The 22,018-nt window shown below is 41.1% G+C and carries 22 protein-coding genes and 1 pseudogene; 8 read left to right on the forward strand and 15 right to left on the reverse strand.

What is annotated here, in order from left to right:
- The first annotated feature begins 4 nt into the window (after positions 1–4).
- The 8 genes from tssA to ACWPW6_RS12755 all read left to right on the forward strand — a co-directional run bounded on the left by tssA (position 5) and on the right by ACWPW6_RS12755 (position 8,921).
- Entirely contained in the window at positions 5–1,615 is a 1,611-nt protein-coding gene (gene tssA / locus ACWPW6_RS12720) for a type VI secretion system protein TssA (RefSeq protein WP_249999073.1), read from the forward strand.
- A gap of 40 nt (positions 1,616–1,655) precedes the next feature.
- Positions 1,656–3,407: a type VI secretion system baseplate subunit TssF gene (gene tssF, locus ACWPW6_RS12725; RefSeq protein ID WP_154623924.1), complete on the forward strand. Its 1,752-nt coding sequence runs from the start codon at positions 1,656–1,658 to the stop codon at positions 3,405–3,407.
- Positions 3,383–4,474, forward strand: a complete 1,092-nt coding sequence (gene tssG / locus ACWPW6_RS12730; RefSeq protein ID WP_454209808.1) for a type VI secretion system baseplate subunit TssG — start codon at positions 3,383–3,385, stop codon at positions 4,472–4,474. Before tssF ends, tssG begins: the two co-directional genes overlap by 25 nt.
- A gap of 15 nt (positions 4,475–4,489) precedes the next feature.
- Positions 4,490–5,029 (forward strand): type VI secretion system lipoprotein TssJ, encoded by a 540-nt coding sequence (gene tssJ / locus ACWPW6_RS12735; RefSeq protein ID WP_154623922.1) that lies wholly within the window; start codon positions 4,490–4,492, stop codon positions 5,027–5,029.
- A gap of 2 nt (positions 5,030–5,031) precedes the next feature.
- The gene (gene tssE, locus ACWPW6_RS12740) at positions 5,032–5,460 is read left to right on the forward strand and encodes a type VI secretion system baseplate subunit TssE (protein WP_154623921.1); all 429 of its coding nucleotides are present in this window, start codon (positions 5,032–5,034) and stop codon (positions 5,458–5,460) included.
- A gap of 56 nt (positions 5,461–5,516) precedes the next feature.
- Positions 5,517–6,869 (forward strand): VasL domain-containing protein, encoded by a 1,353-nt coding sequence (locus tag ACWPW6_RS12745; protein WP_196713458.1) that lies wholly within the window; start codon positions 5,517–5,519, stop codon positions 6,867–6,869.
- A 52-nt stretch (positions 6,870–6,921) separates the two neighbouring features.
- Positions 6,922–8,100 carry a DUF3828 domain-containing protein gene (locus tag ACWPW6_RS12750; RefSeq protein ID WP_154623920.1) on the forward strand — a complete coding sequence of 393 codons (1,179 nt, stop codon included), beginning with the start codon at positions 6,922–6,924 and terminating at the stop codon, positions 8,098–8,100.
- A gap of 98 nt (positions 8,101–8,198) precedes the next feature.
- Positions 8,199–8,921: a CPBP family glutamic-type intramembrane protease gene (locus ACWPW6_RS12755; protein ID WP_154635717.1), complete on the forward strand. Its 723-nt coding sequence runs from the start codon at positions 8,199–8,201 to the stop codon at positions 8,919–8,921.
- A 235-nt stretch (positions 8,922–9,156) separates the two neighbouring features.
- On the opposite strand, the gene ACWPW6_RS12760 is transcribed toward ACWPW6_RS12755, so the two are convergent.
- From ACWPW6_RS12760 to tssJ (ACWPW6_RS12830), 15 genes and pseudogenes are all read right to left on the reverse strand, one after another.
- A complete protein-coding gene (locus ACWPW6_RS12760) occupies positions 9,157–9,444 on the reverse strand; it encodes a hypothetical protein (RefSeq protein ID WP_163862543.1) in 288 nt (95 codons plus the stop codon).
- Between the two features lie 151 nt (positions 9,445–9,595).
- Positions 9,596–10,108: a hypothetical protein gene (locus ACWPW6_RS12765; protein WP_249999081.1), complete on the reverse strand. Its 513-nt coding sequence runs from the start codon at positions 10,106–10,108 to the stop codon at positions 9,596–9,598.
- 61 nt (positions 10,109–10,169) lie between these two features.
- Complete coding sequence (locus ACWPW6_RS12770) at positions 10,170–10,565, reverse strand: hypothetical protein (RefSeq protein ID WP_257759842.1); 396 nt, start codon at positions 10,563–10,565, stop codon at positions 10,170–10,172.
- 63 nt (positions 10,566–10,628) lie between these two features.
- Positions 10,629–11,141, reverse strand: a complete 513-nt coding sequence (locus tag ACWPW6_RS12775) for a DUF2569 family protein (RefSeq protein WP_154635721.1) — start codon at positions 11,139–11,141, stop codon at positions 10,629–10,631.
- Positions 11,142–11,349: 208 nt separating this feature from the next.
- Entirely contained in the window at positions 11,350–13,044 is a 1,695-nt protein-coding gene (locus tag ACWPW6_RS12780) for a DUF2235 domain-containing protein (RefSeq protein WP_249999083.1), read from the reverse strand.
- Between the two features lie 66 nt (positions 13,045–13,110).
- The gene (locus tag ACWPW6_RS12785) at positions 13,111–13,344 is read right to left on the reverse strand and encodes a hypothetical protein (RefSeq protein ID WP_249999084.1); all 234 of its coding nucleotides are present in this window, start codon (positions 13,342–13,344) and stop codon (positions 13,111–13,113) included.
- 23 nt (positions 13,345–13,367) lie between these two features.
- Positions 13,368–13,898 (reverse strand): DUF3304 domain-containing protein, encoded by a 531-nt coding sequence (locus tag ACWPW6_RS12790; protein ID WP_249999086.1) that lies wholly within the window; start codon positions 13,896–13,898, stop codon positions 13,368–13,370.
- 2 nt (positions 13,899–13,900) lie between these two features.
- On the reverse strand, positions 13,901–14,725 hold the full coding sequence (locus tag ACWPW6_RS12795) for a DUF4123 domain-containing protein (RefSeq protein WP_249999087.1): 825 nt from the start codon (positions 14,723–14,725) through the stop codon (positions 13,901–13,903).
- Positions 14,726–14,904: 179 nt separating this feature from the next.
- A pseudogene (locus tag ACWPW6_RS12800) lies at positions 14,905–14,997 on the reverse strand (DUF2345 domain-containing protein); the annotation flags it as partial.
- A 318-nt stretch (positions 14,998–15,315) separates the two neighbouring features.
- Entirely contained in the window at positions 15,316–15,783 is a 468-nt protein-coding gene (locus ACWPW6_RS12805) for a hypothetical protein (RefSeq protein ID WP_154635722.1), read from the reverse strand.
- A 57-nt stretch (positions 15,784–15,840) separates the two neighbouring features.
- Positions 15,841–17,781 (reverse strand): DUF2235 domain-containing protein, encoded by a 1,941-nt coding sequence (locus tag ACWPW6_RS12810; RefSeq protein WP_163862558.1) that lies wholly within the window; start codon positions 17,779–17,781, stop codon positions 15,841–15,843.
- A complete protein-coding gene (locus tag ACWPW6_RS12815) occupies positions 17,774–18,286 on the reverse strand; it encodes a hypothetical protein (RefSeq protein ID WP_163862560.1) in 513 nt (170 codons plus the stop codon). The genes ACWPW6_RS12810 and ACWPW6_RS12815 overlap by 8 nt, the downstream gene beginning before the upstream one ends.
- The gene (locus tag ACWPW6_RS12820; protein WP_163862563.1) at positions 18,286–19,113 is read right to left on the reverse strand and encodes a DUF4123 domain-containing protein; all 828 of its coding nucleotides are present in this window, start codon (positions 19,111–19,113) and stop codon (positions 18,286–18,288) included. Before ACWPW6_RS12820 ends, ACWPW6_RS12815 begins: the two co-directional genes overlap by 1 nt.
- A 2-nt stretch (positions 19,114–19,115) precedes the next feature.
- Positions 19,116–21,449, reverse strand: a complete 2,334-nt coding sequence (locus tag ACWPW6_RS12825; protein WP_249999090.1) for a type VI secretion system Vgr family protein — start codon at positions 21,447–21,449, stop codon at positions 19,116–19,118.
- 4 nt (positions 21,450–21,453) lie between these two features.
- Entirely contained in the window at positions 21,454–21,975 is a 522-nt protein-coding gene (gene tssJ, locus ACWPW6_RS12830; protein ID WP_249999092.1) for a type VI secretion system lipoprotein TssJ, read from the reverse strand.
- Between the last annotated feature and the right edge of the window lie 43 nt (positions 21,976–22,018).

Consider the following 22,018-nt stretch of genomic DNA (forward strand, 5'->3'; position numbering starts at 1 on the left):
TTACATGCCTTTAATGACTGCATTACGCACAGCCTGCTTTACAGGTAACCCACTTGCTGCGGATCAATTAGTAGAACAACAAGTTGTGTTGTGGGAACGCTGGTTACTGCCTATTACTCCCGAAAATCCAATTGGAGAAGATCCTGGCTATGATGATGACTTCGAACGCATGAAAGAAGAAGTCAATAAACTGTCAGGATCAGATACCGAATTGATTTGTTCCCTTGCCGAAAATCTTCTGACTAACAGGTGTAAGGATGTACGTGTTGTTACTTACTACGTTTGGGCGCGATTACATCGAGAAGGCGAAAAAGGTTTAGCCGACGGATTAGGTTTACTCGCAGGGTTACTTCGCCGTTACCATGATACCTTATTACCAAGCCGCCCAAATAGTCGGAAATTAGCCATTGAATGGCTTGCAGGTCAACGTGTTATTGATAGCTTGTCTCTCTACCCTGAAGTGGATAGCAACGAGTTTTCTCGCATCGTCGCACTACTTGGAGCTATTACTGAAGAATTTACGGCATGGGATGAAGCGAGTCGCCCTAACCTCAGTCCACTACTACGAGCATTGGAAAACCGACTCGCCCAATCGGGGGGAGCGAATACTGTTGTTCCGCAGAATATCAAAGCTGCTGAAAATATATCCTCCAAACAAACGGCTTCAGGCATCAGCACAATTGCCCCTATCCAATCGGGTCGAGAGTTACTGGATCAAGCTAAAGTATTAGCGAATTATCTACGTAACCAACCCAATGGTTGGCTATCCGGTCATCGACTGATGAAATCAGTACGTTGGGATACCCTACACCAGTCTCCTCCTCAAAATCAGCAAGGTTGTACTCGACTTGCCCCTCCACGCTCAGATGCCAGAGCGCAATTAAAACGTTTATATTTACAACAAAATTGGCTAGAGCTAACTGAGCAAGCTGACCGATTATTTGCCGAGGGTGTTAACCATTTTTGGTTAGATGTGCAGTGGTATTTACATCAAGCATTGAGTAAATCACCTGCACCTTGGGATGGTTGGGCGGACGTGATTGCGTCTGATTTAAAACAATTTTTACTTCGTTTGCCTGGATTAGAAAATCTCGCTTGGGAAGATGGCACTCCTTTTGCCGATGAAGTCACATTAGCTTGGATCAAACAACATATCCTTGAAGAGAATATGCAATCCCTACACCATATACCCACTCAAGATACCGATGAAGGGGATAACGGTTCCATATTTGCGTTAGAACAAGAAGCCTTAACCCAAGCCGACATGGAAGGCGTGGAGGCCGCTTTAGCGTGGTTAATGTCTCGTCCGCATATACAAACCTCCCGCCAAAAATGGTTATTGCAACTGGTGATGGCAAGAGTCGCAGAGCAATTTGCTCGCCATGATTTAGCCTTGAATTTACTGCGAGAATTAGACCATCGCGCTGAACAAATGCACCTTTCTGATTGGGAACCTCATTTTATTTTCGAAATCAAAGCGCGCCAGTTACATTTACTACGAGGAAAATGCCAACGTAACACCCCAGATAAAGCCGACTTACATCATCAAATGACAGATTTACTCGCTCAATTAACACGGTTAGACCCCGTGAGAGCACTCGTACTTTATCCTTAAAATTAACACTATTAAACTTGATGAACGGAGAGTCACGCTAATGGATGATTTAACCCTTCGCTACTATGATGCCGAAATGCGATATTTGCGTGAAGCAGCGAAAGAGTTCGCTCAAGCTCACCCTGATCGCGCAGCGTTATTAGATTTAGATAAAGCCGGAACTCCCGATCCTTTTGTAGAACGACTCTTTGAAGGTTTTGCCTTTTCAATGGGGCAACTTCGTCAAAAAATTGATGATGATTTGCCAGAGTTAACGGAAGGACTAGTAAGTCTGTTATGGCCACATTACTTGCAAACAATTCCATCTCTGTCAATTGTTGAGCTATCGCCGGATATTCAGGAAATGAAGCTTTCATCAGTGATCCCTGCTGGCTTTGAAGTGCTTTCACGTCCTATAGGCCCCAAAAAAACCGTATGCCGCTACCGTACAACACGCGATTTAACACTCAACCCAATTGCCTTATCGGAGGTCAATTTATCCACTGAGCCCGACGGTCGCTCAGTTTTGCGTTTGCGTTTCGACTGTGCAAAGCTAGCAGACTGGAAACAAATTTCCCTTAATACAATTTCTTTTTATTTGGCTGGCGATGTGCCAACCACATATGCACTCCACTTAGCGCTAACAAAGCAAGTTGCAGCAACCTATATTCGTTTGCCTTCTTCACCTGATCGTATTCGTTTACCATACTGGTTTTCACCAGGTGGATTTGCCGAAGAAGACCGTCTTTGGCCAAAAGCCGATAGTACCTTTAGCGGTTATCAATTACTGCTTGAGTATTTTTCTTTTCGTGAAAAGTTTTTTTTCGTCAACTTGAAAGGACTGGGGGAAATCCAGCTCCCCACAGAGCTTAGCCATTTTGAGTTGGATATTGTGCTTAACACACAATGGGATAGTGACATCCCGTTAAGTATAGATAATTTAAAACTACATAGCGTTCCAGTCATTAATTTATTCAATGTTGAGGCCGACCCACTCACTGTAAACGGATTAGAAAGTGAATATTTACTGCGTCCTCGCCGCTTGCAAGATGGGCATACAGAAATTTATGCTGTCGATAAGGTTCATGGCACACGACGAGGAGAGCATATTCATTATGTGCCTTTTAGTAGTTTTCGCCATCGTGGAGGTATGCTACGTCACAATGCTCCTGAGCATTACTACCATACGCGAATTAAGCGTGGCGTAAACGGTTTGCATGACACTTGGTTAATTTTAGGTGGAGAGCGTGAACCCCCAATCGCATCCCTTGAAAGCGAAACACTATCTCTACAATTAACAGGTACGAACGGGCAGCTTCCTCGCAAATCACTACAGAGTACAATACTCGATAGAACTGAAGAAACCTTACAAACCCACTTAAGGGTGCATAACTTATGCAAACCGACCTTACCATGCTATCCCCCCGCTGAAGATAGGTTTCACTGGCGTGTATTAAGCCATCTCGGTGCTAGCTTTCTTAATATGATGGACAATGTGGATGTGTTACGTGGCACTTTGGCGCTTTATGATTGGCGAGAAGATGATCTCAACAGCCGTAAACTCGACGCCATGCTCCATGTTGAACAGCATCTTATCGAACGTTTTGAGAAAGGTTTTCTGCAACGTGGTATTGCTATTGACATCACTCTCGACAGTAGTGGTTTTAATGGTGATGGGGATATCCATCTTTTTGGTGAAATGCTTAATCGCTTTTTTGCTCTCTATACTGATGTACACCTATTTAATCAACTGACTTTACATATTGTACCGACAGGAAATAGCCTAACATGGACAGAGAATCACCCTCAGTAAATCAAATTATTGATGCTCTTGGGGCACGCCTTCCGTTAGTTAATTTCTATCGGTTTTGTCAACTTCTAGAGCAGTATAATCAGCAACACCTACCTTTAGGTAACACTCAAGATCCAAAAACAGACGCCATTCGCTTTCGCCCTCATCGCGGAATGGGATTTCCAGTCACTGAAATTAAAGGGCTGGATATTGAAGATAGATATCGAAACAGCTCCGTTCCCAGTATTCGAACCACTTTTTTAGGCTTATATGGTATAACGTCTCCACTACCAACTGCCTATATTGATGACATAGCGCAGAGGCGAGAAGGCACTGAATCACTCACCGATTTTCTAGATATTTTTAACCATCGGCTCATCACCCAGTTTTATCGCATATGGCGTAAATATTCCTATCCAGCCACTTTTTTAGCGGGTGGTAAAGATGAAACTTCCCAGTATTTATATGGATTAATCGGCTTAGGTATCCCAGGAACAGCGCAGCATATTCAAGCACCACTATCGCGCTTTTTAGCTTTACTCGGCACATTACGTTTTCCGACGCGCACTGCTGAAGGCGTCATTTCACTAGTGAAATTACTCGCTCCTGATACTCAGGTACAAGTAAAACCTCATGACCCGAGACGTATTGAGCAAGAAAGTCTATCAAAGCTATCTTGTCAAAAGCCAATGACATTAATCAACAAACCCGTTTTAGGTCAGTATGCAACGGATGTAAATAGTCAAATCTTAATTATGTTACAAACAGATAACCTTAATGAGGCACGCAACTGGCTACCTGATGGGCAGTTGTATCAGGATTTACTCGCGTTACTTCATGTCTATCTTGGTTCGCGCGTTAATGCTCGACTCAGCCTAAAATTACCGAGATCATTATTACCTAATGCAGCGTTAAGTACACAATCTCATCAAGGAGTACAACTAGGCCGCACTGCGGCCATGGGCGCATTAAACCCTCAAGCTAACCTTAATGACCCTTTGATTGTGTTAAATTTGGGGCGCTATCAGCGATTGACTCCTTCACCACAACCTATACCCACCACAAATTATGCTAATTATCGATTTTAATTTTGGAATATATTCATGAAACAGAGACTTTTATTGTCATTTTTCGGTAAAGCTTTATTGTTAATCGCCACGATAAACCTCACGGCTTGTGGGCTCACCCAAATGGTCAGTGATGGTACTCGTAGTGCTGCAAACGCGATTTTCTACAAACAAGTCAAAGTTGTACACTTAGATTTTGTTGCACGAGAAGCCTTAAATACCGATGATACTGGCACCTCGCTATCAACCATTATCCGTGTTTATCAACTAAAAAATTTCGAAAGCTTTGCAGAAAGCGACTATGCCACACTTTTCGCTAAAGATAGCCAAGTACTCAAATCCTCATTAGTTACACAAAAAGACCTGCGAATTCGTCCTGGTGAATCGATTTCTCTCGATATGCCCCTCGAAAAAGAGGCTGAATTTGTCGCGGTTGCTGCTATGTTCCATCATCCCGACCTTGTGACAGACAACTGGCGAGTAATTATTCCTAAAAAACGTTTACTACCTGATGAGCCTCGCCTACTTACTCTTCTCGATAACACTATGACTTTAAAGCCACTCGGAGAAAAATGATCATGTCCCAACCTTCGCTGTATGAAATGTTGACGGGCTACTTTGCTGGGGGGCTAATGATTGATGACATTCCTGAACACGATCAGGTGATCCTTTCTGTCATGGATAATATCCGTCGTATCCTTAACGCACGCGCAGGTAGCATTGAGCACCTGCCTGATTATGGTTTGCCTGATATGAGCAAACTTATCCAAGGGCTTCCCGGAACAGCTCATAATATGATGAATCTTTTATCAAAAACGCTACTAAAGTATGAACCGAGGATCAAGTCACTCTCATTAGTGTTATTGCCACAAAATAGTTTTGGGACACTACGTTATGCCCTTGAGGTGGAACTATATGAAAAAGGGTTGATCCGCTATGGTACTGAGTTTGTACCTGATGGACGTATTCTACTCCATCATTTAAAAAAACAATTTGACACAATTTAATTTCTACCAAGTGTGCTTTTTTCTTCGATTTAGACCAACAATTGCATGAGACGATGATGACCCCTGATTTGAACACATTACGCCTAGGCGGCGACCCACGCACATTAGCTGATTTTTCTGCTCTAAAAAATGAACTAAATAAACGCTTTCACCCTGCTCGTCCCGATATTGACTGGACGCGTGCACATGAGCTGTGCTTATCCTTATTCAATCAAAACGGGGCTGACTTACAAACTTGTGCTTGGTTTACCTTAATTCGCCAACACCAAAACGGTATTGTTGGCCTCAATGAAGGCCTCATTCTACTTCAACATTTATTGAATCAGCACTGGCAAGGGCTCTGGCCGCAACAAATTCACGCTCGTGTTGAAATTCTGGCGACACTGAGTCAACAATTAATCACTGGATTACGAAGTCATCCCCCTGTCTATACCGACCTTTCTGCACTTTACCAAGCCGAATCTCACCTCAAACAGATTGGACAGTTGCTACAAACTCTAGAATTAAAACACCTTACCCAACTAGAACGGCTGCACAACTTACTGACAACTCAAGCAAAACAATTAGAAAGCACCGATGCGCCAGACAGTGGTTTTATCCCACCAACACCGTTACAGATACCAAAAGTCCCCCCTACTACGTTTCATGCCAATATCGCGACAACACCTGTATCGATTAAGGCTAATGCAACCATTAGTACTGCGCCTCCCACTAAGCCATCTTATCGTAAGGGACTTTGTATTGGGATCGCTTTGGGCACCGTTCTTACAGGGACACTTTGTGCTGGGGCATTATATATTCTCCATCCACCAGTCAATAACCATATCTTAGCGCAAGTACTACCCCAATTACCTGAATTTACACCTAATATTGCATCGATAATTGAGCAACAATTACAACCTAATCCAAACCAAACAACTTCTTTTTCTAATGAGAAACTGAGTGCTATTGACCGCTATCTAACCGAACTGGGCGCGGTATCACCGATTTGGGCACAGCAATATAGCTGGAATATGGTCAATTACCTGACAACTCAATTTGGCACTCAACCTGAAGTGCGCGTATTGAATGATAAATGGCTACAAGCCATGCAGATCAATGCCGTTTCAGCAACGCAAATGAGGCAGTGGTCTCAGGGAATGGAGCAGCTTAATCATTTGAGTGAACGATTGGACAAATTAGACGGTAAACCGCGCAGCTACATCACGGGCTCTGAACTAAAAACGATTATTTTTACTGCTCGCCAGCATTTTAATCAAGGTTTACCCCTTGAGGAAGAACTTCGCCGCTTGGAAGAGCGGCAAGCACAAGGTGTGGTACCTGAATCGGAATACCAACGTATCGATACCCATTTTAAACAATTACTGAATCGATATGCGTTGTTACGCGATACGCAGGAAAAATCATGAATATCCTATCACTTACATTTAAGCCAACTGCTTTCATTCATGGGGTAAAAAAATGACACAATATTTATTGCCCGTATTCCTTTCTCTGAGCTACCCCATTGTTGTCGTAGCACAACCATCTGATTCACTTTTTAACTGTGAAAAATACAACCAAAACAATGATAAATATGAGCAATGTCAACAACGCGAAATAGCCTGCCAAACACTGATTGATAGTACACCATTAAGGGCTTCACTGCCTACCACGAGTACTTTTATCATAACAGGTAATGAAAGGGCCTATTTTCATGCCTTTCCATCAGAAATGTGCCGTTATGAAAATAAATTTGTGATCCCTGGGGACCGTTTAGGTTTCGTCGGGTATACGACTCAACCCCCCATTGTTAATGATGAGCATACATATATACTTCTTAGTTATAATGGGGTATTTGGCTGGATAGATACACGTCAAGTGGAAGCCTCTGAGGAAAAAAACTGTGATGAAATTAATAAATTAGCGCAGGAAGAAGCAAGCACCCAAAAAGGAAGAATGGGTCAGACCTATTTGATTAATTATCCAAGAACCCCCATATATTCCGCGCCAGATCTTGATTGCCAAGATAATAAACGTTACTTAATTCAAAATGACCGCGTTAAAGCAGTATACCCGGACCCCATTAATGGTTTTTATTTTGTAAGCTTTACTCATTCCTCTACAGGGACACATACGTTTGGCTGGCTACAAACACAACCGCTTGTTTCAGTGCCTAATGTAATGGACCCTAACGAACTGCCAGCTATACCGCCAGATATCGTTGTTTTAGACTTTTATGATAATGACCTACTCCCCTCTGACTACTCATTTCACCACAACTATGAGTCTGATTTCATTACACCTGAACTTTTGGATAAAATTTCAAACTCCATCACATGTGATTATGGTGATGAAGATGAATTTTCAGCAGAGCAAAAAGCCATTTGTGATATAGAAAGGGAATGCGATCAACGAGGATGTAATTGGGATGGGACGTGGATACCAGGAGGCGCTAACTATTATACTAAGTCACAAGATGTCCTTAATTCATGGGTAGAGAATCGCAAAGCCAAAGTACTGTCAATTAACAAACAAAATGCCATTGTCGATTTAATTTTAGGTGAGGGAAAACCTTATCCGCTTCATTTAATTGTTCGGTTAATCAACACGGATGGAAAATGGATGATTAATCAAATTGATGAGGTTAAGGTTAAATAGTTATTTTAATGAATTGGTTAGCGCTATTTTATGCAAATCCCTGTTTATTATAATGGTAAAACAGACTGATTTTTTAATTTCAATAAGGATTCTAATAAGTGAACTTCACTGACATAACAACTCGAATAAAAGAAAAAAATGGATTGAAAATTTTTTTAGCTATTTCTTTGGCAGTAATATGGTTTAACCTTGATTATAATTTATTGCAAATTTTTTTGGCATATATTGTGGAACCATTGCATCTAGAAGCATTTTTTATTCTAATATACCGATTAACATCAATTGCACTATTTGTATTACTATTCTTATTTTTTCGATGGTATAGCAAAAACATTGGTGAAATAGCGCTGGGAAGGGTATTCTCAATAAAATCAGTTATCCCATTTCTTCTAACCATTCTTCTATCTGTGCTTGTTATTGCTTATTTTAAATTAGGCGGTGATATGGTTACAAGAGAACTCCTCATATTTGATGAGGGAGTTATCAATAACATATTGTTATTCATTCTAACATTTATCATAAGCCCCATTGTTTATGAAGTCATCTTTAGAGGCATTGTGTTTAGCGCAATCCAAAAAGAAAACAAAACAATCATTTGGTTATTTTCTGTTATACCATTTGTTATATTCCACATTTATACAATGACTAATGTAATTTCTCCTTCGATTTGGGTGAGGATCATGATTTACCAGTATGATGTGAGCATCATGCTAATTCTTCTTTCATGTGTTTTGACGTTTGCTCGAATGAGATCGGGCGGTGTGCTATTACCTATAATATTGAACTCATTATTTTTTATGTCATATATTAAAATGATGTGATTTTTTAAATTGGGTTGTGTATATCAGTATATATCTAACCAGAATTAATATTGTGCACGCCCAATGACATTAATGGTACTTTAGTGATTTAATAAGTGTAATAATCTATTAAGTGGTTCACATCCCCCCTAAAAAATTTCAAGTTAACTAAAAGTTGAATGTTATTTTAAATTTGAACTTTAAGTTTTTTGGCTACACAGTCTCAGCCATTTAAAATATATCATTAAACCTACTGTTAGCCTTTATTCTGCTGAGCTAAAAATACCTGCATAAATTTTTCAAGATGTTTTATTTTCCCTTCAAGTTCATTTACAGTTATCATAAATACACCTTCATCGACTGGAGCCGCGGATATAGACAAATAATCACTCTCCCAATTCATCCCCATCTCTTCTTCATCACATCCCCAATCTTCAGCATCAGGATTAATTTGCATCTCAATTTCTGGGTGCAGTGAATCTGCTAGAGTTAGAATAAAACCTTCATAATAAAAATGAGTTTCATGATCGTTAATTTCAACCATCTTAACACCTAAGGGAAGCCACCTTTTCCTCAGGAAGAAAACTAAATCATTAAACTTAGTAAAGTTCATAGTATTTCCAATAAAGTATATTTTTTAAATTTTATTTCAGTCTACAGCTAAATAAAGCATTCGAAGCTAAACCAAAATAATATTAAAAATTCATCTCAAATCGAACATCAATAATTTTTTCAATGGGAGTTTTATTTATCAACGTTAACTCTCCATTTTCCAATAAATAATAATATCGAAAGGTTTCATGCGTATCTTCATCAGTGCCAGCAGCTATAATTAATCGACTATATTTATCTATATACTCAATTTTTTCACCAATAACCTCACCTTGCATTGAGTAATATACCGTAAACGATTTATTTAATGCTTTCCCTGTTTGTTTGTTAATAAACGCAGTTGAATGACAGCCACTTGAACCACAACCCCAAACGGTACTTGCATACAAACCTGCAAAAGTAATTTTTCCACTTAATGCCGCTTTGAAGCGAGTGCGAAACATTCTTGTAAATTCATCGGTTAGATCGACTTGTTTTGCAACTGCTCCTTGATAAAGCTGTTTAACTGGATAATCAGTTCCAATCGGAAAAATGTTTTTTGAATATGACGGCTCAGAAACAAATAAAAACATAGAGAGTACAATATATTTATTCATATTTATGAATTCCATCTGATTAATTTTGTTCGTGAATTCAGGTATTATTATACGGCTTATTTCATACTCTAGTTTTTGCTATCGGCAATGCTATTCCGGTAGTAATAAAAAGCAAAAAGACTATCGTCATATTAAAATAATCTGAGATACTATTTTTTAATACAGGCCGCGATACTAACACCTCATGTTCACCGTCATCCGTGATTGCAAACTCACCTTGATGTAACTTTTCTAAAATGTCTAATGCCATTGTTAATTCATCTTTATTCACTAATAACTTAACACCGCCCACAGCTTGAGAATACATCTGGTTATTCCAAACCATATTCTCATCTAACAACATAGGTGTGACACCTTCAGTTCTCAGTAAACCAGCCTGAATTCTTGCTTCTAGAGGAGAAAGGTATTGTGTTAGTAATACATAATCACTCATGGTTTGATGGATATCCCACATCATAGCACCCTAATTATTTTGTTAATATTAATGTTTTAAATTTTGAAAGTTTCATTTATTGAATCATTAATATATAAATGTTTTTTTGACACGTTTTGATTTATGAAAATAAAAACCCCAGATCAAACCATAAAAAATAGCATATATCACATCTACAATTATAGAAATTGAAAATCCCCAGTTAAAATATGATGGCCAAATACTAATACCGATAATGATGGGTGCTAGTATTTTCCAAGAAATGAAGCCATAAAAAACATAAGAGATCTTATGGGAGCGCTTAAGAAAATAATGTAGAGTGATTACAGATATAATGATATTAATACAGTTAATTATCGCCATTATGTTTAATGTTACTGTCGATGAACCGTAGTAGCCTAGCGCTATCATATAATCAAAAAAATAATATAGCGATGATACAATCGTTAACAGTAAGCTAATCAAAGGAAACCATAACCAGCCATCTATTTGGGTATAGAATTTTTTATTACATTCCTCACAATAATCTCCATGCGGTTCTATTTCTACATTATAACATTCAATACAAGTCCATCTTGTTTCAATTGTATCGGATTCCACTTTTCATCCTTATTATTCGACTCTATTTTCATTCATTAAGAATTGAAACTGTTCTACACAATAAAATTAAGGTTATTTCAGGCGTAATTATCACCGTTAACGAGAACGGGATAATGCGTCATGAAAGCCAAAGGCAATATAGGGTCGACCAAAGATAAGTATTCCCTGATTTACTGTGATCACGGCCAACATCTAATTTAACAGGGAATTAGAACCGCTTACCCAACTGCCCCCAAAATTGCTCAATGCTTTTATTCGGATCATAAGCGGTGGGTTCTTTGACTTGCTTTGGCTGCCCAATTTTTTCCTGTTTAATTCTAATCTCCTCATCCCCGGGCAGCTCCAACTTACGAATGGCAAAAAAGTTATCTGTAATACTTTCGCTTTTATCTTTTGCCTGAATATCATGCACAAAATAAGCAAACAAAACGTTATCGACAGGTGGAGCCCAAGAGGGACGTCGAGGGAAAGGCAAACCTTTATTTGCACTTACTTGGCACTCCATGAACCATTCAGCTCTACAGTATGCGGGATACCATATATTCTTCAGTAACCCTTCATGATGAAAACGCATATCCCCTCGACGGTAATAATTACCCCGTTGATGATAATCTCGATAAAGTTTAACAGCTTCATCATTCACGTCATCCAACCATCCCCAGTGTTTTTTCAATGTTGCCACTTCTTTTGATGTATCTTGGAAAGTGTCTCTATCAGCTTGAATCGCACCATAAGTCATACCAACATAACCTAACTCTTCTCTTTTACGGGCTTCTAGCTTCTGTAATTCCAACCGATATTCATAAAATTTTTCACCGAGCCAAATAAAATAGCTGTTCAGATGCTGATTCATCCACGGTACATTGAAATATTTTTTTAGCAAAATTTTTTGGTATTCAGCCACCCAGTGTCTAACTGATTTACCCGCTTCATTAGGCGATTGGCTAGGACTTTTCACACGGTCTCGGATGATAAAATATTCCGCAACATCCTTATCAAGTTTGTTTAATTGACTAAATATAGGAAAAGGAACGCATGCCATTTCCGCCGCTCGATACATTTTCCTCAAGGAATACAAACTCAATTCCGCACTGGGTTTTTGCTCATTGGCTATCAATCCGCCACCGACATCCTCACTACACCCTGGCACCAATTGTTCAACGTGATTATCGTCATTCAACCCCGTTCGAAAAGCGGGACGCCATAATCGACGTTCATGCGCTGCTACCAAGTGAAGTGACTGCTTAACCAGAGAAGGAAGCGAAGTATTATGCTTTATCGCGTGCGCCCCGAGCGCGCTGCCAACTATTTCAACCCCCATCGGGCCAAACGAAGAGGCCGTGTCTAGCCCGTTGTCTTGACTAGCTCCCGTATGACGAGAGCAATCAAAAAGTCCCACAAAAGCAATATCGACAGGGATTCCCTGATAACGGACTATTCCATCATCATTTTTGATGCAAAGTTGGTTTAACAGTTTATCCAAAAATTGGCGAGCGAGCGTACCACCCAAATCGAACCCAAATAATGACACAGAAATCAAGCTTAAGGGGATCTCATTTTTTTTGGCTTCTTTAACTGACGTCTCAAATAAAAACAGGGCATTATTAACTCGCGTATCAACGCCAGATAATAAAAAATCAGAAACTAATGCACTGTCTCTCAGAATAGGCATAGCTTCAACAAGGGCAAAAAACAACGAGGGAGCCCCTTTTTCAACCAGTAAATTCCGCCATTCTTTGGGGTTCGTTAATTTAGTTATCGGGTTGGATAACGCTTCCTGCCAGTCCCCATTTTTAATAACATCACCAACCATGTCTGTGGCGATATCCTCCGGAAGACTTTTCATTTCATCGAGAAAATGTTGCCATCCATTATCCATAATCGATTGCAATTTTCCCGGCACTTCATCCTCAAACGGGGTACCTAACCCTGAAAAGTAGTGCTTACGGTAAAGGAGTGAATGGGTATTTTACGGCTCATCCGGATATGCTCGATAAAGTTTTGCGATACTACTGAGGCGTGCTTCCGACGCATCTTGTTCAATATTTCGCCCTGTACCATCGAAAAAATACCCCAAGTGTAAGATTCTGTCGCAGTTACCCAATTGATACTCTTCTGCTTGTTGAGCTCGGTTTGTTGCTGCAATATATTTATCTAAATTCAACTCAGCATTTAAATTATTTGTTGATGTTAAAATATCCATTTACTTACCTCATCAATAATTATTTATTGCGCTAACGCCCAAGCCAACTCTTCTTTTGACATTCCGTGTTTCCACGGCGTGATAAGTCCCTCTCCCCACCAAAGAAGTACTTCATCATTCGGTAAAAAGAACACATGTAGATTATTTTCGCCCCGTTTTCTAATGGGAAGAGGGACTGTAGTTTTTCTGGTTTCTTTTCTTAAACCTGCATCATATTGCGCCCGTGTTGTGCTCAGTGTCCAAATAACCTCAGCTGTATCGCCACTGATTGAACCACAGCAGGTCGTTGCACCACTACCGCCAGCATAAATATTACTGGGGTCATAGGCGAAGGCATTCCCTCCTGCCACACCGTTGACACTGAATCCAAGTATAGGTCTGTCAATTTGAGTATGAATGACCAATGACACCCCACCTTGAGGTGGCCCCCATAAAACTAACCAGACAAACCAGCTTGCCCATACTAAAAAAAGAAACAATACAAAAGCTAACATCCTTTTTTTATACTTTGCTGAAAACTGATAAATGCTCAGAATGCATTGTTTTATATTCATAACTAACTACCTGCTCTTACTTTTTCATAATCAAAAAGAACGCGTTGTAAACTGAACTTGCCTTGGTTAATCTGCTCTAATCTGGAGGTCACAAAATCAGAAGTTAAAATTAATTTTTGACCATCAAGGTAAAGCAATGCATAGAGTTTTTTGTCAGCCCCGTTCCGCATTCCGGCTCCATCTGCTTTCTGTAATGCCTGTATAACCTTCTGCCGCTGAATGCACGGCGGAAAATGCTGGCTCATTGGCATCTGTTGCCATTGGGCTAAAACACTTTTGACTTCGGGGTCATCATCAATTTGCTGCCAAGTCGTCTCATCCAAATACACCGTTCTATCATGGGTTTTTGGCTGCGCTTTAGTAGTGATATCGGTCGGTTGCCAGCCCGACAATGTCTGGTGCCACCACGTGGTTGTGCCCGAAAACAGGTAGTAGTGCCAATCTTCTTTCTGGCAACGGGCTAACACTGGCATCACCGCATGGATATAAAATCGGCTCACTATCGTTTCGAGGTCGGGTTTTACCAAGGTACAGCCCCATGCCAATTGCATCGCCAAGGGTTTGAGCGCTAATGATGAAAAAATGACGGTGGCAACTTGCTGAAACTGCGCCATTTCAGCGGCTAACTCCGCGTTGTTTTTCACCTGATACAGCCAGGGTCCTCCCCATTTGGCTTCAATTAACTGAGGGGGCTGATAAAGGGAATACAGAGAACGCGTATGTTTTTGCTGAAAAGGCTCAATGGTCTGTTCGGCAAACGCCCCGCCCTCGATTAACAGGTAAATATTTTTCTGTGATTGATTTGCCGCTTGAACTAAATTTTCCATGGCTAAAATTTCCTAAGGTCAACACGGGGATCATTGCCTGCTATGGCATTGAGCAGGCACGGAATACAAATGGGTAAAGACACTGCCGGAAATTGTGCCATCTTCATCGGTAAAGTATTCGGCCCTGCGGTGGCCATCTTCGGCACCTTGCGCAAATAATCCCCCGAAGTGCCGTATTCTATTTTTCCGTTCTCCAATTTGAGGTAGCTGCCGCCACCGTTCAGGATAATCCGTTTTTTGCCAGTAAAATTGATATCTGCCCCCGAGGTGATGGTCTGCTTGACTGCTCATCTGCGCTAATAAACAGCCCTTTACCCGCGCGAATGGTGTCCCATTCGTCGATAAGAATAAAAAAGCAAAAATGCCACATTGAGCATGGCACTTGGGGCGTTATTTTAGTATCGCAATTCAGTCATACAAATTATTCTGGATTGTCTAATTTTTCACCTTCTGCATCAAATCGCTCTTGCCATTCTTTCGTTAAGCGTTCATCAAGCCGGATCTCTCCTGAAATGGCACTGTTTCATCATTTTAGTTACGATCCTTTCATCGATAGCCAAGGGTATCTCACTATTTAACAATCAAATAAGTTATTTATTGGAAATATAAACTTCTTTTTCCGAAAGGAAAATCAATGCAATAAAATAAATGAGTGAAATAACACCGATAACAATCGAAATCCAATTTAAACCTGCTAGTGTATAAAAATAATTAGATACTCTATTCAGTAAGAACATAATGAAACAGATAGCAATCGGATGTCGGTAACCAATACTACGCAATCGCTGAATTTCCAGTAATGAAAAAGTACAATAAGCGAGACCATAAATGATAAGAATAACCAAACCATAAGCAAATGAAATGGAAAACCCCAAATCCAAGTCAATACTTTTTGATAGAGCCTCATGAGTGTATCGATAATTAGCACTTACAAATAGAGAATTAATCACCTTAATTGATAGTGTCAATAAAATAGCAGTTAAAATATAATAACAAAAAAATGAAAGTGACTTTCTTTTGGTATATAAAAATGCGGTGCCTATTTTTCCTTCTGACATATGCTCCCTTTTTGATGTCGTTATTAGGATCAGTTCAAGTAATAAAGTCTACTATATTTAAAACTTAGGAAATCCGGTAAATATAAAATCATTTCCAACACCTTGAGGGGCTTGTGGTGGAATATACACCTCAGGCTCATCCGGTGCAAACTGCCCAGAGAGTGGCTCCATTAAACGAATATAAAAATAACGATAATTGATCCCTTCAGCTCGCTGTATATCATGGACAAACCAACCGTACAATTCATTGAATATAGGAACACGTGAAGTCGGACACGACTTACCGTCATAACCAGCTGTACCACAATCAATATAATTTTGAGCACGCACTATTGCGGGATAATAAAGACTCCTCTTTATTGAATCAGGCATTTTGCCAAATTGTTGAGTGACGACTTGACCAGCCTCTTTTGCTACTTTTGATAACCATCCCCAATCTTTTTTCAGCAATGCAATCTGTTGAGATGCACTAAGAGCTTCTTTTTTGGATGTAGGTGAAATATTGTACCCACCTTGATGCGAACCTGGTGACAGCCACGCGTCGCTTTCCTGTTTCTCTAGTCTTCGTAGCTCGAATTTATATTCATAATGTTTTTGTCCTAACCACGCAAAATAACTGTCGAGGTGAGCATTCAAGGCCGTAAATGTCAATTTTTTTAATGGAATGCCTGATTGATAATAATCTACCCACTCTGTTGCATTTTTTCCTTTCACTTCTTGTTCATCTTGAAAATAGAGCCATGTTTCGAAATCCGTCTCGCGAAGTTCATCGAGTTCAGGAAACGGGACCCCTGCATGAAACGCAGCTAAATGCATTTTGTTTAAGGCGACCTTAGCGAGTTCTTCATTGGGCTTCTGTTCATTATTTCTTAATCCCCCGCCAATATCCTCACTGCAACCAGGTAATAGTTCCTCTTGATGATGCTCCCCACTTCTGCCCGTTAAATAGAGACAACGCCATTTGCGTTTTTCATGGGCAGCTATCAAATGTAAAGACTTTTTAACTTGCTTAGGTAACGGAGTCATATGGTCAATGTACTTACGCCCTGCAACGGTAGTAATTAATGAATCAACCGCAACCTCTGTCACTTTATTGCTTTTTGCCATTATCGTTAGTGCTTTCAGCCCATAGTCCAGCCCATTGTCATCACTTTGAGGCGTGTCACGAGAGCAATCAAATAAACCAACAAAAGGAATATCCACCCAAGCACCACCGTGAATCCCCCCGTAAAAATAGAGGCCCGTATCATAATCTTTTTGGCAAAGTTGGTTAATTAATACGCCGATAAAGTATCGGGCTAGTGTCGCGCCCATATCAAAGCCAAAGACTGAAACTGATATGCGATGAAGTGGAATGTCACCTGTATCTTTCGCTTCTTGATAAGCCTGTTTTATGACTTCTTTTAAATCATTAATCCGTGTTTCAACCCCAGTCAAAAAATTATAGGCAATAAACTCGTTATCTCTTAAAAAAGGTGCTGCCTCAATGCCTTTTTTGGTTATTTTGGCCGTATAATCGATAAGAGTCTCCCCCATCAATTTCATTTGCCCTTTAGGAGATAATAATTCTTCAATCTCTTTAACTCCACCGCCACCAAATAAAGTATCAATACCAATATCTTTAAACGCATCAATCTCAGCATTGACAATTTCATCCTTAGTCTCATCTTTAAAATCACTATAGACTTCCGATGCGACCTGACCTGCCTTTTTATCCGTAAGAGCTTGATAAGGAGTTCCTAGGCCTGAAATATAATATTTCCAATAAATATCATTTTCTGTATTCTTATCAGATCTCTTAAACACATCATATAATTTAGCAATATTACTTGCTTTTCCAATAGGTTTATCTTTTTCTATATTACGGCCTACACCATCAAAAAATAAGCCAATGTGCAATGTTTTCGAACAATTTCCTAATTTCCCCTCGCGTGCATGTTTTGCGCGATTACTCGCGCCTATAATAGCGTCAGTGCTTGCCCTTTTTTCATTACTCATGGCTTTCCTCCGTTAAACGTTGCGTTTCATCGAAGGGATTGTAAGAAGAGCTTATTTTTGAGCTCCACTCTAATTTAATTTTTTTCATGGGTAGAAAATGAACATGAAGATTTTTCTCTCCTGCCTTACGTTCAGGCAAAAGCACCTTCATTTGATAATTTTCAGGGCGCATACCAGCATCATACTGTGAACCTTTAACGCTTAGCGTCCATTTGACTATTACCTCCTTTCCTTTAATGATGCCGCAACATGTTGTTGGCCCCATACCATTGCTATATGGATTGTAAGTATAAGCCGATACCCCTCCCCCCCAAATACTATTTACGCTAGAATTAAAAATAGGTCTATCTTGCCAATTATGAATAATTAATCGAACTTCTTCATCTTCGATAGATGTCTCCGCACTAGCTGTTGGTAGAAACAAGCTCCATATCCCAATCGCTATCACAAAGGGTAACAATAAAAACCATAATGATTTTTCATTACATCGTTTAATCCACTGCATTAAATAACCGCCTTATTTTTGCGTTCAAATTCTTTTATTGCATGGGCAAGGGAGTATTTCCCTTGCTGAATATTTTCTATATAGGGAGCATCTAACAACTGCGTTAGCAGAGATTGATAACCTTCCAAATACAGTAAAGCATAGGTTGTTCTATCATCACTTTCGGTTAAACCTGCTTTCTCTGCTTTTTTGAGAGTTTGGATAACCTTCTGCCGCTGAATGCACGGCGGAAAATGCTGGCTCATTGGCATCTGTTGCCATTGGGCTAAAACACTTTTGACTTCTGGATCATCATCAATTTGCTGCCAAGTCGTCTCATCCAAATACACCGTTCTGTCGTGGGTTTTGGGCTGCGCTTTAGTAGCGATATCGGTCGGTTGCCAGCCCGACAATGTCTGGTGCCACCACGTGGTTGTGCCCGAAAACAGGTAGTAGTGCCAATCTTCTTTCTGGCAACGGGCTAACACTGGCATCACCGCATGAATATAAAACCGGCTCACTATCGTTTCGAGATCGGGTTTTACTAAGGTGCATCCCCACGCCAATTGCATCGCCAAGGGTTTGAGCGCTAATGATGAAAAAATGACGGTGGCAACTTGCTGAAACTGCGCCATTTCAGCGGCTAAATCTGCGTTGTTTTTCACCTGATACAGCCAGGGTCCCACCCATTTGGCTTCAATTAGCTGAGGGTGCTGATAAAGGGAATACAGAGAACGCGTATGTTTTTGCTGAAAAGGCTCAATGGTCTGTTCGGCAAACGCCCCGCCCTCGATTAACAGGTAAATATTTTTCTGTGATTGATTTGCCGCTTGAACTAAATTTTCCATGGCTAAAATTTCCTAAGGTCAACACGGGGATCATTGCCTGCTATGGCATTAAGTAAACACGGAATACAAATGGGTAAAGGCAATGCCGGAAATTGTGCCATCTTCATCGGTAAAGTATTCGGCCCTGCGGTGGCCATCTTCGGTATCTTGCGCAAATAATCCCCTGAGGTGCCGTACTCTATTTTTCCGTTCTCCAATTTGAGATAACTGCCGCCGCCGTTTAGGATAATCCGTTTTTTGCCGGTAAAATTGATATCAGCCCCCGAGGTGATAGTCTGCTTTTGTTCACTGAAGATATCTAAACGATTATTCTGCGCTTGAACGGTCAGTGAGCCTTCCCCTGCAATCACCCCCAATTTCCCAGTACGCGCAAACAGTCCTAACTTATCCCCTGTGGACATGGTCATATTGCCGATAACGCCCACACTGATATCACCGTCAGCATTGATGGACAGGTTTTCACTGGCGGACAGTTGTAAATGTTCACCACTGGTAAACGCCATTCCTTGAGGGGCTGAAAATAACAGGCTCTGGTTCAGTGGCTCTAAACGTTGCTGTAACAGTTGTTTTTGGCTTTCAATATCCGCTTGCAGGGCTTTGGCTTGTTTCGCTGCAATGTTGAGTTGCTCGCGCTGCTGTAGAAGATGAGCGATTTCTTTAAGTGCGGCATCCATATCCAATACCTCACCTTGCGCTTTTGGCTGTTCATCGGCACTGATAAACAGCCCTTTACCGGCTCGAATAGCGCCCCATTCATCGGTACGCAGTTCAGCCCCTGCGCCGCGCATTTTCCCTTGCGCATCGACGAGATGCCCCTGATTCAGTTGCGTTTTACCGTACTCCGTCGCTAACTTGATATGCGTTTTTTCCCGCTTATCTTCCATGCGTAATTTATTGTTGGCGGGGGTGCGAAGTACATTGCGGGTGTGGTTATCACGGTTAACATGGTCAGGGTGTTCTGAGTCATGAAACGCAAACGCAATATACGGTCGGTCAATATCCCCATCATCAAAGGCAATGGCGATTTCAGTGTTGGCAATCAACGGCGCATGCAATCCGTAGGTCTCCCCCGCATACGGTTTGGCTAAACGCAACCAAAGATACGCATAGCCGGATTCGCTCTGACTGCGGTCAAAATCCAACTTAACGCGATAGCGCCCGTGCTCATCCAGCCATGCGTAAATATCGTTGCTATTACGGCTTTCAATACGGGCTGGCAAGGTTCCGGCGATTTTCGGGCGCGGTATTTCAGCAGGGCGATAGGCGTATTGCTCACTGTACGGCATGCCCTTGAGGGTCATCTGTAACGACACATCACGGGCCGCATGGTAAGTGATTTGCGTGATAAATACGCCGTCTTTCAGTTCATTAATAGGGACATTTGCAATCTCCAACACACTGCCGGTCATCAGGTAAAAGGCGTTGGTTTGTAGTGCAAATTCAGCGGAGGGATTGAGGAAACGCTCTTGCCGCAAGCGGCTGTAAAATGCGCCACTTTCGGCGTCGAGGGTTTCTGCGTGTTCATCCCCGGCACTCAAATAAGGCGGCGCATAGTGATACTCATCACCCAGTGTTGTGTTACTGAGTGGATGCAGCGTGCTCGTTTCCATCGGCGAAAGTGCGGTGCGATAATTGTAGTCTTTTACCGTGACGTTGCCTGTCACCACTTGATGAGCCAGTTGCACATCCCATACCGAAAGTTGCCCGTTATCGTGTTGACCGGATGGCAGCTGGTACGGTAATTTTTCACCAAATTGGTAATTGAGTTGGCTGTCGAAAAATAGCACTTTGTCGTTATCGGTCTTTGCCGAGTATTCAAGGCGATAGCCAACCCCGACTTCAGCGAGTAAACGTTGGATAAAGGCTAAATCGGTTTCACGCCACTGAGTTATCAGTTCTCGCTCGGGGTATTGCTGTTCTAACTTAAACTCATAATCTGCCCCTTCAAAACCGTGGAATTGCAGCACATTTTCAATGACTTCAATAACCGAGACATTTTGGTAAATGGTGCTGCGCTCGGTATGACCGAGTAACGCTAAACGAGGTTCGAGCAACACGGCATAATGGGACTCATCGGCGCTGGTGGATAACCATTGTAAACGGGTGATTAACCCCGACACGCGCTTATTTGGCCCCATGCTGAACGTGGCTGGCTTTAATAGCGCCTGCTCAGGTAGGATTGAATCGAACGTTGACGTAAATTCAATCCGCCATGATGAGGTCGCATTCAATTTTTCTACACCTTCAAATTTTAGGATATCGATATCAAATCCAGCATCTTGGATCTCAAGTTGATAAGCTTGATGGGCAAGAAAAGCGTTTACTGTTTCTATCATGCTATTAACCCTTTAGCGGTAACAATCTCAGCCAACCGTCACCCAATTCAATTACACGTGGTTTATCGGCATCTAAGTCTTCACGGTTAATCACCAAACGCCAGGTGTTTTCTGATAAGTCGGGATTGCGAAACATGCCGAGCACCGCAACAAATTTGGTCTCTTTTTCGAGGGGCTCATCCAGAGAAACTTGCCCTTGGGGCATCACCATGACCGAAGTAGCATTGAGGGTATCCTTTTTTAATATTTCATCCGACTGCGTTAACAGTGCTTGATACATCGCCCCTTCGACGGCTTTTTTGTCTTTCAGTTGATACACCCACACCATGGTGGCGAGCGGTGTTTGGTCTTCATCGGCATTTAGCCCTGAACGCGGGGTGAAATCTAAGCGCAATGTGGTAATTTTTTTATAAAGGATCGCGTCTTTCATGCTGACTGTCCCTTCTTTTACTGCCTGTGCTAATCCGCAACCTGCCAGTAATCCGCACAGACCAAGCACCACTATTTTTTGGCTAATGTTTTTCACGGATGCAATTTTCCTTTCATTAATGTATCCCTCATTTGTTCGC

This window comes from Providencia sp. Marseille-Q8014 (assembly GCF_965112055.1).